This window comes from Streptomyces himastatinicus ATCC 53653, assembly GCF_000158915.1.
GTDB classification, from domain to species: Bacteria; Actinomycetota; Actinomycetes; order Streptomycetales; family Streptomycetaceae; genus Streptomyces; species Streptomyces himastatinicus.
The window spans coordinates 6,686,498-6,700,249 of record NZ_GG657754.1 but is presented as its reverse complement, the minus strand read 5'-3'; the positions used below and the strand labels follow the sequence as shown (position 1 = coordinate 6,700,249).

Below are 13,752 nucleotides of genomic sequence, written 5' to 3'. Positions count from 1 at the left end.
CCAGGGTGTTACGGCCCACGGCCACGGCCCCGACACTGGCCCAGCCAGAGGCGCCGGGCCCGGGCGGGCCGGGGCGGCACAGCCGCGGACCCCGACACGGACCCTGGCCCGGGCCAACACAGGTCCGGGCCAAGACCAGAGACCGAGGCCAGGGGCCCGAAGCCAGGGCCCGAGGGCGCCGTGCCGGGGCCACACGGCAGCCGGCCCCGGCACGGGCCCAGGCTCAGGGCGAGCCCGGGGCTGGGCTTACGGTCGGAGCGTCGGCTCGCGTTCCACCTCGCGGCGGTCCAGCTTGGTGTCACGGGGGGCCAGGGGCTTGGACGAGGTGGGGACGCCCGCCCACTTCTGGACCGCGGCCGTCGCCTTCGCCTTCTCGGGCGCCGTCAGCTGGGCGATGTTGGAGCCGTGGTTGCCGCCGGGGGCCGTGTAGACGTACGAGTCGCGCGCGCCCTTGCCCAGGCGGAACGGCTCGGCGCCCCACGGGTCGTTCTCCCCGTAGACGAACAGCATCCGGTTCGCGTCATGGCGGACCCAGCGGTCCACGTCCCGCATCGCGCCCGGCTTGAAGCGCATCGGGATGTCACGCGGGACGTAATTGCGCGGGTTGTAGATGCCCGGGTAGCGCAGCAGACCGTCCAGGTGCGGGGTCTTGAAGGTGGGGGCGCCCAGTTCGGTGCCCGCCTGGTAGTAGTACGGGGTGTACGTCTCCAGGCCCTGGTCGGTGTAGGCGGAGAAGCCGGAGATGTCGTCGATGAACTTGTACAGCTCATCGGTGGAGGCCGTGGTGGCGGGGACGTCCGCGCAGTCCTTCAGCAGGTGGTACTGCCAGAAGGCCCACACCAGGTCGAGGACGACGTTCTCGTACGCCTTGTCGGCGCTGCCGACGACCTTGAAGGTCTGCTTCTCCTCGTCGGCCCACTTCTGGTACCGCGCCACGATCTCGTCGCGCCGCACGAGCGCCTCGCGCTGGACCGCGTTCAGCTTGGTGCGGCATTCGGCGGTGCCGACGCCCGCGAAGAAGCGGTCGTACGCCGAATCCTCGTCGTTGACCACGTCGTTGGGGGCGACGTAGGCGACGGTGCCCGCCATGTCGTGCGGGTAGAAGCGGCGGTAGTAGGTGGCGGTCATGCCGCCCTTGCTGCCGCCGGTGGCGAGCCACTTCTTGCCGTAGACGCGGTGCAGCGCCCGGTAGAGCCGGTGCTGGTCGCTGGCGGCCTGCCAGATGTCGAGCTTCGACCAGTCGGCGGGCTGGGGCCGCGACGGTGTGAAGAACCGATACTCCATGGACACCTGGTTGCCGTCCACGATCTGCGTGGGCTCACTGCGGCGCGGCGTGGTGGCAACGTTGTAGCCGGAGGTGAAGAACACCGTCGGCCGGTCGGTGGCCTTGTGCAGCAGGGTGAACCGCTGCTTGAAGGTGCCCTTGGACGGATGCCGGTGGTCGACCGGCTGCTGATAGGTGAAGACGAGGAAGCGGTAGCCGTCGTACGGCTGCTCCTCGACGAAGCTCATCCCGGGTATCGCCAGGACGCGTTCCTTGATGTCCGGCTCGCTCGCGGGGGTGGCCGCCGCGGCCGGTGCGCTGCCCGCACCGGCGCCGACCGCCCCCACGATTATCACGAGCGACAACAGCCATCTGAGCGCCTTGCCCATTCGCCCTCCCCTTGGGTGCACATCCCCTGGATGCACATCAATCGCACAGGTCGCCGAGAACCTATCGGGGCACACGACGGAGTGGCTAGAGGGTTCCGATCACGCCAACCAGCCGCCGAATACGGAGAGTTGTTACCGTCACCCCCTTTCGTAGCGGGCTGTGATGGCGCATCCTGGCGACATGGACCGAGACGAACGGCACGACCGGAGCGAACGGGCCGAGCGGCTGACGCAGTATCTGACCGAATTGCAGGAACGAATCGATCCGCGCTCGCTGGAGCTGCTCATGCGGCTGCTGCGCGAGCTGAGCACTTCACCGGCCGTCCGCGGGGGGACGTACGAACTCGGCATGGGGCCCGAGGAGAAAGAGCTGTTCACCCCCGCACTCCAGGCCGAGTTGCTGGTGTTGTTCGGCCTGCTCACCTCCCAGGACGAGCGGGTGGTCGTCGACCTCGGCGACAGCCCGCACGCCAAGGGCATGAAGGTGCTGGTGCCCCAGGACCGGGCCCAGGACCCCGACTTCCTGCACCGCCACAAGCAGCGCGTGGCGGCCGAGGCGGAGCAGCGGGAGGCGGACCGGCGCGAGGTGGAGGGCATCGCGAGGGCGAGCGGCATGGAACCGTGACGTCACCGTGTGTGATGAGCGGTGAACGCCGAGAGTTACCGGCCGTATAGTCACGGCCGGCCGGCGCACTCATGAGGCGGCCGACCCCCCGGCCGCACCCGCCCCGACGGGCGGGGGTGTTACGCCCCCACCGGGGCCGTCTCTCCCGTGAAGGTGCGCCACAGCTCGGCATACCGGCCGTTCGGCCGTGCCACCAGCTCCTCGTGCGTACCGTCCTCGACGACCCGCCCGTGGTCCAGGACCACCACCCGGTCCGCGCGGGCCGCGGTGGTCAGCCGGTGCGCGACGACCAGCGTGGTGCGTCGGCCCGCCAGCCGGTCCGTGGCCTGGTTGACCAGGCCCTCGGTGGCCAGGTCGAGCGCGGCCGTGGCCTCGTCGAGCAGCAGGATGTCCGGGTCGACCAGTTCGGCGCGCGCGAGCGCGATCAACTGGCGCTGCCCGGCCGACAAATTGCGCCCGCGCTCGGAGACCGCGTGCAGATAGCCGCCGTCGAGCGAGGCCACCATGGCGTGGGCGCCGACCGCCCGCACGGCCGCCTCCACGTCGGCGTCGCTCGCGTCGGGCCGCCCGTAGGCGATGGCGTCGCGCACGGTCCCGGGGAAGAGATACGGCTCCTGCGGGACGACGCCCAGCCGGTTGCGGTACGCGGTGAGGTCCAGTTCGCGCAGATCCGTACCGTCGACCCGTACGGCGCCGCCGGTGGGGTCGTAGAAGCGGGCGACCAGCTTGACCAGCGTGGACTTGCCCGCGCCCGTCTCCCCCACGAACGCCACCGTCTGCCCGGCCGGGATCGTGAGGCCGATGCCCGACAGGGCCTCCTCGCCATCCCCGTAACGGAAGTGCACATCGTCGAAGGCGACCTCGCCGCGCACCGTCCGCACCGCGCGCGGGTTCTTCGGCGCCGGGGTGGTGGTCGGCTCCCGCAGCAGCTCCTGGATGCGGCCCAGCGACACCGTGGCCTGCTGATAGCCGTCGAACACCTGGGAGAGCTGCTGGACGGGTGCGAAGAAAAGGTCGATGTAGAGCAGATAGGCGACCAGCGCCCCCGCTGTCAGCGTCCCGTCGCTGACCCGCCCGGAGCCGACGATCAGCACCAGCGCGGCGGCGGTGGACGACAGCAGCTGGACGAACGGGAAGTACACCGAGATCAGCAACTGACCGCGCACCCGCGCCTGCCGGTACGCGTCGCTGCGCCCCGCGAACCGCTCCCGGCCGACGCCCTCGCGCCGGAACGCCTGCACGATGCGCAGCCCCGCCACGCTCTCCTGGAGATCGGCGTTGACGGTGCCGACGCGCTCACGGGCGAGTTCGTACGCCTTGACGCTCTTGCGGCGGAAGGCGAACGTGCCCACGATCAGCGGCGGCAGGGTGGCGAACACCACCAGCGCCAGCTGGACGTCGATCACCAGCAGCGCGACCAGGATGCCGAAGAAGGTCAGCAGGCTGACGACGGCGGTGACCAGACCGGTCTGGAGGAACGTCGACAACGCGTCCACATCGGTGGTCATCCGCGTCATGATCTTGCCGGTCAGCTCGCGCTCGTAGTAGTCGAGTCCGAGCCGCTGCAACTGCGCGAAGATCTTGACGCGCAGGGCGTACAGCACGCGTTCGCCCGTGCGCCCGGTCAGCCGCGTCTCCCCGAACTGCGCGGCCCACTGCGCGAGGACGACGAACAGCGCCAGCCCGGACGCCGTCCACACCGCGCCCAGCGCGAGGCGCTGGACGCCCTGGTCGATGCCGTGCCGGATGAGCACGGGCAGCAGCAGCCCGGACACCGCGTCGACCGCGACCAGCAGCAGGCAGAACAGCAGCGGCGTGCCGAATCCGCGCAGCAACTGCCGCAGGCCGTAAGCCTCTTCGGGCCGCGCGGCCCGCTCCTCGTCCACCTCGGGGGTGTCGGTGGCGGCCGGCAGGGCCTCGACCTTGGCCAGCAGCTCGGGCGTGGCGGGCATCCCGGCCATCGCCCCGGCCATCCCGGGGGCGGGGGGTGCGGTGGCGGTACGCGCCTCCGGGGCCGTCGTGTCGCCGTCCCCGTCGCGCCGCGCCCATAGCTCCGGGGTCACCCCGCCCGCGGTGGGCGGTGCGGCGTGCGCGGGGTCGTCGCCGCCGCGGACCACACCGTTCGTATGGGCAACGCCGTCGGCGCACGGCTCGACCAGTCCGGTGGCGGCTGCCTCGCCGCCGAACGCCCCGGCGAATCCCGCCGCGTTGGCGTCGGCGTTGGCGTGCTCGGGGTCGTCGCCGCCGCGTGGGCGCCCGGCGAGGCGCCCGGCCGGGTCGCGGGTGATGCCGCTCAGCTCGTCCGGGTCCGTCAGCAGACGGCGGTACAGCTCGCAGCGCCCCCGCAGTTCCTCGTCCGTGCCGAGGTCCACCAGGCGGCCGCCGTCCAGGACGGCGATGCGGTCGGCGAGGGCGAGGGTGGAGAGGCGGTGGGCGATGAGGAGAGTTGTACGCCCAGCCATGACGCCCCGCAGCGCCTCGTGGATCTCGTGCTCGACGCGCGCGTCCACCGCCGAGGTGGCGTCGTCGAGGACGAGGAGGCGGGGGTCGGTGAGGATCGCGCGGGCCAGCGCCATCCGCTGGCGCTGGCCGCCGGAGAGGGTGAGGCCCTGCTCGCCGACCTCGGTGTCGTAGCCGTCCGGGAGGGCGGAGATGAAGCCGTCGGCCTGGGCGGCGCGGGCGGCGGCCAGGATCTGCTCGTCGTCCGCGTCCGGCAGCCCGTAGGCGAGGTTGGCGCGCACGGTGTCGGAGAAGAGGAAGCTGTCCTCGGGGACGAGCCCGATGGCGGCGCGCAGCGACTCGTACGTCAGCTCGCGCACATCGTGGCCGCCGATCCGCACCGCGCCGTCCGTCACGTCGTAGAAGCGGGGCAGCAGCATGGACAGGGTGGATTTGCCGCTGCCGGAGGCGCCGACCACGGCGACCGTCTCGCCCGGTGCGATGCGCAGCGACACATCGGAGAGCACCGGCCGTCCGGGGTCGTAGCCGAAGGTGACGTGATCGAATTCGACCGTCGCGGGCGCGTCCGCGGGCAGTTCGCGCGCGTCCGGGCGCTCCTGGATGACCGGTTCGGTGTCGATGAGTTCGTAGACCCGCTCGACACCGGCCCGGGCCTGCTGGCCGACGGTCAGCATCATGGTGAGCATCCGCACCGGGCCGACGAGCTGCGCGAGGTACGTCGAGAACGCGACGAACGTGCCGAGGGTGATCTGCCCGCGGGTGGCCATCCAGCCGCCGAGGGCCAGCATCGCGACCTGGCCGAGGGCGGGGACGGCCTGGAGGGCGGGGGTGTAGCGGGCATTGAGGCGGACCGTGCGCAGCCGGGCGGCGAAGAGGCGGCGGCCGACCTCGCGGAGCTTGCCCGTCTCCTGCCCCTCCTGGCCGAAGCCCTTGACGACACGGACGCCGGTGACGGCCCCGTCCACGACCCCGGCGACGGCTGCCGCCTGGCCCTGGGCGTACCAGGTGGCGGGGAAGAGCCGGATGCGGCTGCGCGAGGCGATGACCCACAGGGCGGGCGCGACGGCGAGGGCGACGACGGTGAGCAGCGGGGAGAGCACCGCCATCACGACGAGGGAGACCAGGAAGAGCAGCACGTTGCCGATCATCATCGGCGCCATGAAGAGCAGGCCCTGGATCAGCTGGAGGTCGCTGGTGGCGCGGCCGACGATCTGGCCGGTGGACAGTTCGTCCTGGCGCCTGCCGTCGAGGCGGACCAGGGACGCGTACATCTCGGTCCGCAGATCGTGCTGGACGTCGAGCGCGAGCCGTCCGCCGTAGAAGCGGCGGACGTAGGTGAGGGCGTAGACGACGAGGGCCGCGACGATCAGCAGGACGGCCCAGGGCGCGAGCGCCCGGTCGTGCCGGACGATCACCTCGTCGATGATCAGCTTGGTGACGAGCGGGACCAGCGCCATGACGCCCATCCCGGCGAGCGAGGCGCCGAGCGCGAGCAGCACATTGCGGCGGTACCGCATGCAGTGGCGGGTCAGCCGCCGTGCCCAGCCCTGTTGTGCGTCCGCATTGTCGCCGTTGTCGGCGCTGCCACCTTTGTCGATGGTGTCACCTTTATCGGTGTTGCCACCTTTATCGGTGTTGCCGCCTTTGCCGCCCGCCACTCATGACCTCCCGGTGTCCACTGCTGCCGGAAGACCCAACACACACGTGTGCGGATTTCATCCTTCCGCAACAAACGAGCGGCGGGCGAGGCCCTTACGCGGCCTCGTCGCGCGGCACCTCCTCCGGGACGGCGGCCGCGGCACAGCGCGCGGCGATGTCGTCCAGCCGCAGACCCAGGGTGGCGGCCAGGGCGGCGATGGTGAAGAAGGCGGGAGTGGGAGCCCGGCCGGTCTCGATCTTGCGGAGGGTCTCCGCCGAGATCCCGGCCCCGGCGGCGACGTCCGCCATGCTGCGCTCGCCCCGGGCCTGCCGCAGCAGGACACCGAGGAAGCGGCCACGTTCACGTTCCAACGGAGTGAGAGGAGTGCGCACCATGACCGTGATACTAATACCGGTATAAGAATTGGGTCACGCTCGGGAGGGCAGCACTGTGGTGGAAATCAAGACGGACGCGTCGCTGGACGCCATGCGGGAGGCGGGCCGGATCGCCGGGGGCATCCTCACGGCGGCGCGCGAGGCCGCCGCCGTCGGCGTGAGCCTGCGCGAACTGGACGAGCTGGCCAGGGAGGTGCTGAGCCGGGCCGGAGCCACGTCCCCGTTCCTCGGCTACCGGCCGGGCTTCGCCCCGACCCCCTTCCCCGCGGCCATCTGCGCCTCGGTCAACGACGCGATCGTGCACGGCATCCCGAACGGGTACCGGCTGCGCGACGGCGATGTGGTGTCCATCGACTGCGGCGCGGTCCTCGACGGCTGGGCCAGCGACTGCGCGACCACCTTCATCGTCGGCACCGCCAGCCCCGAGGACCAGCGGCTGGTCGAGACCGGCCGGAAGGCCCTGGAAGCGGGCATCGCGGCGGCCGTCGTCGGCGGCCGGATCGGCGACATCGCGCACGCCATCGGAACGGTGGGCCGGGCGGCCGGGTACGGCATCCCCGAGGACTTCGGCGGCCATGGCGTGGGGCGGCGGATGCACGAGGACCCGCCGGTGCCCAACGAGGGACGGCCGGGGCGCGGTTACCCGCTCCGGCACGGGCTGGTGCTGGCCATCGAGCCGATGTTCATGGCGGGTGGCCGGGACACGTATCTGACGGACGACGACGGCTGGACGCTCCGTACGGTGGACGGCAGCCGGGCGACGCACAGCGAGCACACCGTGGCGATCACGGACGAGGGACCGCGGGTGCTCACCGCGCCCTGAGGCCGGTTGCGGACTGTTCAACACCGGATCGTTCATCAAACACTTATGGGCACCGATTAGGGTCACACCAGGCGATCACCGCACAACAACCGCACATCAGAAGGGTGATGATCGAGATGGTGGTCCAGATCGACGACATCCCGCCCTCGGAACGGTTCGCGGCCTGGCGCGCCCTGTGCGACCGGACGACGATCCCCATGGAGCTGCGCAGCACCGACGAGGGCGACTTCCGGGCGACGATGTGGGGCGTCAACCTGGGGCAGGTCATGGTGTCCGGCACCTCCGTCCCCTCCCTGTGGAACCACCGGACACCGGTCCACATCCGCCGGTCGGATCCGGAGCTGTACCACCTCCAGCTGCATCTGAGCGGGGAGACGGACGTCCGGCACGCGGGCGCGACCACGACGCTCGGCGCCCGGCAGTTCATGCTCTCCTGCACGTCCGGGCCCTACGAGGCGTTCGTCGGGCGCGGCAGGACGGACACGATGACGGTCGCCGTCCCGCCGTCCCTGCTGCCGTTCCCGGCGGCCGACCTCGGCCGGCTGCTCGGGCGGCGGCTGTCGGGGCGGACCGGCATCGGCGCCCTCCTCGCCGACGTCCTCGTCCGGCTGGGCGCCGAGCACACCGCGTACCGCCCGGCCGACGGCCCGCGCCTGGGCACCGTGGTGGTCGATCTGCTCACCGCGCTGCTGGCGCACGAGCTGGACGGCGACGCGGAGGCCGGGGCCGGGACTACCGCCGGCCGGATGGCCCCCGAGAGCCACCGGCGCGCCCTCGTCCTGCGGATCCAGGACTTCGCGCAACGGAACCTCCACACCCCCGACCTGACCCCGTCCTCGATCGCCGCGGCCCACCACATCTCGGTGCGCTACCTCCACCGGCTCTTCGAGCGGCAGGGGCACACCGTCGCCGCCTGGATCCGCGCCCAGCGCCTGGAGCGCTGCTGCCGCGACCTGGCCGACCCCGCGCAGAGCGGCCTCCCCATCCACGCCATCGCCGCGCGCTGGGGGTTCAGCCACGCGGCCGACTTCAGCCGGGCGTTCCGCGGCGCCTATGGCATACCGCCGCGGGACTTCCGCCGGACGGCGCTGTCGCAGCAGGTGCAGCAATCGCAGCTGTCGGACCGTATGAGTTCGGACCGTATGAGTTCGGACCGTATGAGTGAAGGTGAGCAGGACTCCCCCCGTCGAAGCCCTGCTCACCTTCGCTGATCAGCATGGACCGGCAGCCGCCGGATGTCATTGGCGTGGGGTGCACAGTTCTTGATGCTCCGTGCACCCCACGCCCGGTGCCCGTGTCACCTGGTCACTTGGTCACCTTCAGTTCCTCGATGCCCGCGCGCTTCTTGTCGTCCGCCGAGCGCAGCGTGACGCGGACGTAGCGGGCCGGGCCCGTCGTCCCCTCGCGCCAGTGCCGTCCGTCGAGCGAGACCTGAGTGCGGTGCGAGGCGGGGCGGGTGCCGGTCCACTGCGGGGTGACCTCGCCGATCCGTACGGCCCGGCCGAGGTCGGCGGTGAGCGTGCCCCGGGCCGCGTTCGGGACCCAGGCGGTGGCCGCGTTGCCGTCGAGGGCGGCGCCCGGCTCCATGCCCGGCTCCTGCGAACTCGCCGACGCCTCCTGGCAGCGGGCGAGGTTGCTGGTCGGGGTGAGGTCCGGGCGGCGGGTCTTGAGGACGGCGGGGGCGCCCTCGCTCACGACCTGCTTCCCGCCCTGCGGGGTCTCGATGTCGAACGGCGCCCCGGAGATCAGCCGCACCGTCGTCTCGTGCGCGCCGATCGCCACGTCGTACGTACGGCCCTGCCAGCGCAGCCCCCGCAGGGTGACGCCGTCGCGCAGCTGCGGCGGCAGCATGGGGTCGAGCCGCACGGCGTCCTCGCGCATCCGCATCCCGGTCAGGCCGTGGGTGAAGACCTGGAGGAAGCCGCCCTTGCCGGTGAGGAAGTCCTGGGCGGGGGACCCGGCCAGCGGGTCGTTGGCGCCCGCCTTCTGGCCGCGCGCCTCCGAGAACTGGTCGAATGGGCCGCGCACGAACGGCTTGATGGAACGCATCAGGTACGTGTACGAGGAGCAGCCGGGCTCCCCGATGGACGCCGCGTCGATCGCGTGCACCGAGTCGGTCATGGCCGGGCCGTCGGGGTCGGTGCGCGCCGCGTAGTAGTCGAGCGTCTTGGCGGCGGACTGCCCGGACATCGGCCACTCCAGCGGATACATGAGCAGCACGGTGTCCGCCTGCTTGATCAGCGAGCCCTTGTAGCCGTCGTACTGCTTGAAGACCTGCTTCTTCTTGTCGTACGGGATGCGCAGCTTGTCCGCGATCCGGCTCCAGGCGGCGGGGGGCTTCTCACCGAGGACGCGGGCGGCGCGGGCGGCGTCGCGCAGGGCGGTGGCCGCTCCGGCGTTGGTGAACACCGCGTCGTCCACGCCGTTGCTGTACTCGTCGGGGCCCGCGACGTCTCTGATGGAGTAGCTGCCGTCGTCATTGCGGGTGGCGCGCCCGGCCCAGAACTCGGCGATGCCCTTGAGCACCGGCCAGCCGCGCTCGCGCAGCCAGGTGGCGTCGCCGGTGGCCTGGAAGTACTGCCAGGCCGCGAGGGCGATATCGCTCTGGAGGTGGTTCTGGGTGCGGCAGTGCGGCGGGTCCCAGCTGTGGCATTCGGTCCACAGCCCGCCCTTGCTCGCGCTGGTCCAGGGGTAGAAGAGGCCGGGGTAGCCGAGCTTGCGCGCGTTCGTACGGGCACCGGCGCGGGTCTTGTAGCGGTACTCGACCACGGACTTGGCCAGTTCGGGGTGGCTCGCCAGCAGCCCCGGGTACATCCAGGTCTCGGCGTCCCAGAAGATCAGGGCCACCGTAGTTGTCGCTGGTCAGCCCGGTCGGGGAGATGCTGTTGCGGAAGCCTGCGCGGGTGGCGGACAGCAGCCCGTACTGCGCGGAGCGCACCCAGTTCTGGAGGTCGCGCTGCCTGCGGCCGCCGATCTCGATGTCGGAGCGCCAGAGCTTGCGCCACGCGGCGGTGTGCTCGGTGAACAGCGCGGGCCAGCCGCGGTCGGCGGCCCGGTGGGAGGCGGCGACGGCGTCGGCGCGCGGGGCGTGGGAGGTCAGCGCGGTGTCGACGCCGACGTACTTGGTGAACTCATAGGCGCGGCCCTGCCGCACCGGGAAGCGGACGCCCTGCCGGGCGCTCAACTTCTCGCCCTTGTCGGCCCGTTCCGCCTTCGCGTTCTGTACGTTACGGCCGGGCCGCAGGGTGGACGCCACGGCGCCGTCGGTCTTGGTGCCGTCCGTACGGAACGCCACATCGACCGTACGGTCGCCATGGGCTCCGCCGCCGGTCTGCGTCATGCGCCGCGCACCGCGCCCGTCGATGCGGTCGGTGACGGTGGCGTCGCCGCTCCAGTGCGGTTTCATGCGCAGCCGTACGGCGCCCACGTGGGCGTCGTTGCGGTCGGCGAGCACGTCATAGGTGAGGTCGGTGGCGCGGCCGTCGGACGCCGTCCAGGTGAGGGACGTACGCACGAAGCCGCAGAGCATGAAGACGGTCTGCCGGTAGTGCGAGATGTGCCCGGCGGACGTACCCGAGCCGAAGGTCTCCGCGCCCTTGCCCCCGGTGGCCACGTTCAGCGTGGACCAGTTGGGGATGGCGGCGGCGACCTGCCGGTTCTCGGTGGTCTTCTTGTTGTGCGCGTACAGGCCGGAGACGAACGCTCCGTCGTAGCGGGGCGTGAACAGCGGCCATCCGGTCTTGCCGCCGCCGCCCGAGTAACCGGTGCCGTTCGGCGGGACGCGCTGCCCGAGATAGCCGTTGCCCACGTACGCGTGGTAGCTGTCCTTGGGATCGATGCGGTCGGAGGTCAGCGCCCAGCCGTCGGACGGCCCACGCGCACAGCCCCCGGCGCCGGCACGGGCCGCCGCTGAGGAGTCGGATTCGGGAGCGGCGGACGCCGGGGGCACGGCGGCGATCAGCCCGCAGACCAGAAGCGGGGCGATCAGCCGGGCGGCGCGCGGCAGCCGGGAGGTGGAGTACGTCATTGTTCTCCGTCGTGGTTCGCCGGTGACGGTCGCAGTGACGATAAAGAGGTGAACACAGGAGGTCAATGGATAAGGCCATGTCTTCAATACCTGAACATCACTTCATATGCATGAACTACATCAGAGTGCGGTAGGGCGCACCAGGCCCGACTCGTACGCGAAGACCGCGGCCTGAGTGCGGTCGCGCAGGCCCAGCTTGAGCAGGATCCGGCCGACATGGGTCTTCACCGTCTGCTCCGCCACCACCAGCCGGGTGGCGATCTCCGCGTTCGACAGGCCCTGGGCGATCAGGGCCAGCACCTCGGTCTCGCGCTCCGTCAGATCGCCGACGCGGTCCTTGAGGGGAGCGCGCGGGGCGGCGGCGGTCACCCGGGAGAACTCCGCGATCAGACGCTTGGTGATGTTCGGCGCGAGCAACGCGTCCCCGGCCGCCACCACCCGTACCGCATGGGCCAGTTCCTCGGCCGACGCGTCCTTCAGCAGAAACCCGGACGCGCCCGCGCGCAGCGCCTCGTACACATACTCGTCGAGGTCGAAGGTGGTGAGGACGAGCACCTTGACGGTGGCGCCGTCGGGTTCGGTGAGCCGACGGGTGGCCTCGATGCCGCCGAGGCCGGGCATGCGGATGTCCATCAGGACGACATCGGGGGCGAGTTCGGCGACCTGGGCGACGGCGTCCTCACCGTCCACGGCCTGGCCGACGACCTCGATGCCGGATTCGGCGTTCAGCAGCACCGTGAAGCCCTGCCGGACCATGCTCTGATCGTCGGCGATCAGGACGCGGATGCTCGTCGTCATGCGGTGTCCTCGGCAGTCTCGGTGGCCGTGGCGGTCTCGGCTCTGGCGGCTTCGGTGGCGTGGTACGCGGGCAGTACGGCGGCCACCTCGTAACCCCCGTCCGGAGTGGGGCCGGTGGCCAGCTCGCCCCGCAGCATCGCGGTGCGCTCACGCATCCCGAGCAGCCCGTGCCCGGCACCCGGCGTCGGCAAGGCGGGCCGGTCGGGGGCGGTGTTGACCACCCAGACGGTGAGCCCGTCCGGGTGGTACCCGATCTCCACCCGCACTTCGGCCCCCGGCGCGTGCCGCATCACATTGCTCAGCGCCTCCTGCACGATGCGGAACGCCGACAGTTCGAGGCCCGGCGGCAGCGGCCGCCGCTCGCCGTGGATCTCGACGGCAACCGGGATCCCGGTGCCGCGCACCGTGTCCACCAGCTCCTCCAGCCGGTCGAGGGTGGGCTGCGGGGCATGCCGTACGCCATCTGCGAGGGCGTCCTCGGAGCGCAGCACGCCCAGCACCCGGCGCAGCTCGGTCAGCGCCTCGACCGCGCTGCGGCGGATGCCCGCCAGGTTCTCCTTCAGCTCGTCGGACGGGTTCTCCGCCAGATGCGGGGCGACTTGCGCCTGGATGGAGATCACCGACATGTGGTGGGCGACCACGTCGTGCAGCTCCCGGGCTATGCGGTTGCGCTCCTCCAGCAAGGTGCGGCGGGCACGCTCCTCGGCGGTGATCTCCTCCTGCTCGACCAGCCGCGCCCGGGCCACCCGCCGTCCGCGCAGGGCGGTGCCGACCACCACGGCTGTCACCAGGACCGAGACGACCAAGCCGGGGTCGGAGTCGGGGACGGGCGCCGGGGCGGTGAAGGCCCGGCAGGCCAGGCACACCAGCAGGCTGATCGCCAGCACCTCGGCCGCGATCCGGGGGCGGGTGCGCAGGGCCAGCAGGAACAGCACCAGCGCCTGCACCGTCAGCCCCTCGCCGGACCAGGGGAACGTGGCCTCAGGGACGGCCCCGGACCTGAACCACGCAATCACCATCGTCACGGCCGTCATCGCCCACCACGCCGGGACCGGCCGGAACAACGCCGCTGCGAGCGCCACGGACTGGACCGCGGCGAGCAGGACGCCGACGCCCTGGCCGAACCCGTAGAGCTCCCCGTACTTGTCGACGCACGCGATGAACAGCACCACCGCGCCCAGCACCACCGGCAGCGCCAACGCGGGCAGCCAGTCCAGCCAGCTCGGCCCGCTCCGGCGCGGCAGCGGATCGGCCGCCGTCGTCCACAGGTCCTCGCGCAGGATGCCCGGAACCGCCCGCAGCCCCCGCGTCCCCTTCACCACCCACCCCCGA

Annotated in this window: 8 protein-coding genes and 1 pseudogene; 3 read left to right on the top strand and 6 right to left on the bottom strand. The window is 71.6% G+C overall.

Features of this window, described 5'->3' with window-relative positions:
* Positions 1–246 precede the first annotated feature (246 nt).
* Positions 247–1,653: a S28 family serine protease gene (locus SSOG_RS28635; RefSeq protein ID WP_039938925.1), complete on the bottom strand. Its 1,407-nt coding sequence runs from the start codon at positions 1,651–1,653 to the stop codon at positions 247–249.
* Between the two features lie 181 nt (positions 1,654–1,834).
* Here SSOG_RS28635 and SSOG_RS28630 point away from each other — a divergent pair, with 181 nt between their 5' ends.
* A complete protein-coding gene (locus SSOG_RS28630; RefSeq protein WP_039941875.1) occupies positions 1,835–2,278 on the top strand; it encodes a hypothetical protein in 444 nt (147 codons plus the stop codon).
* Positions 2,279–2,397: 119 nt separating this feature from the next.
* On the opposite strand, the gene SSOG_RS28625 is transcribed toward SSOG_RS28630, so the two are convergent.
* Both SSOG_RS28625 and SSOG_RS28620 read right to left on the bottom strand, forming a co-directional pair.
* Positions 2,398–6,255 carry an ABC transporter ATP-binding protein gene (locus SSOG_RS28625; protein WP_050800358.1) on the bottom strand — a complete coding sequence of 1,286 codons (3,858 nt, stop codon included), beginning with the start codon at positions 6,253–6,255 and terminating at the stop codon, positions 2,398–2,400.
* A gap of 235 nt (positions 6,256–6,490) precedes the next feature.
* The gene (locus SSOG_RS28620; protein WP_039938924.1) at positions 6,491–6,772 is read right to left on the bottom strand and encodes a helix-turn-helix domain-containing protein; all 282 of its coding nucleotides are present in this window, start codon (positions 6,770–6,772) and stop codon (positions 6,491–6,493) included.
* A 55-nt stretch (positions 6,773–6,827) separates the two neighbouring features.
* Between SSOG_RS28620 and map the strand changes: the two genes are divergently transcribed.
* Entirely contained in the window at positions 6,828–7,595 is a 768-nt protein-coding gene (gene map, locus SSOG_RS28615) for a type I methionyl aminopeptidase (RefSeq protein ID WP_009717744.1), read from the top strand.
* 104 nt (positions 7,596–7,699) lie between these two features.
* Entirely contained in the window at positions 7,700–8,806 is a 1,107-nt protein-coding gene (locus SSOG_RS28610; RefSeq protein WP_009717743.1) for a helix-turn-helix domain-containing protein, read from the top strand.
* 94 nt (positions 8,807–8,900) lie between these two features.
* Here SSOG_RS28610 and SSOG_RS28605 read toward each other — a convergent pair.
* The 3 genes and pseudogenes from SSOG_RS28605 to SSOG_RS28595 form a co-directional block, all read right to left on the bottom strand.
* A pseudogene (locus SSOG_RS28605) lies at positions 8,901–11,622 on the bottom strand (glycosyl hydrolase family 65 domain-containing protein).
* Positions 11,623–11,742: 120 nt separating this feature from the next.
* Positions 11,743–12,420, bottom strand: coding sequence for a response regulator (locus SSOG_RS28600; protein ID WP_009717741.1), 678 nt, complete (start codon positions 12,418–12,420; stop codon positions 11,743–11,745).
* On the bottom strand, positions 12,417–13,739 hold the full coding sequence (locus tag SSOG_RS28595) for a sensor histidine kinase (protein ID WP_009717740.1): 1,323 nt from the start codon (positions 13,737–13,739) through the stop codon (positions 12,417–12,419). The genes SSOG_RS28600 and SSOG_RS28595 overlap by 4 nt, the downstream gene beginning before the upstream one ends.
* Positions 13,740–13,752: the final 13 nt, after the last annotated feature.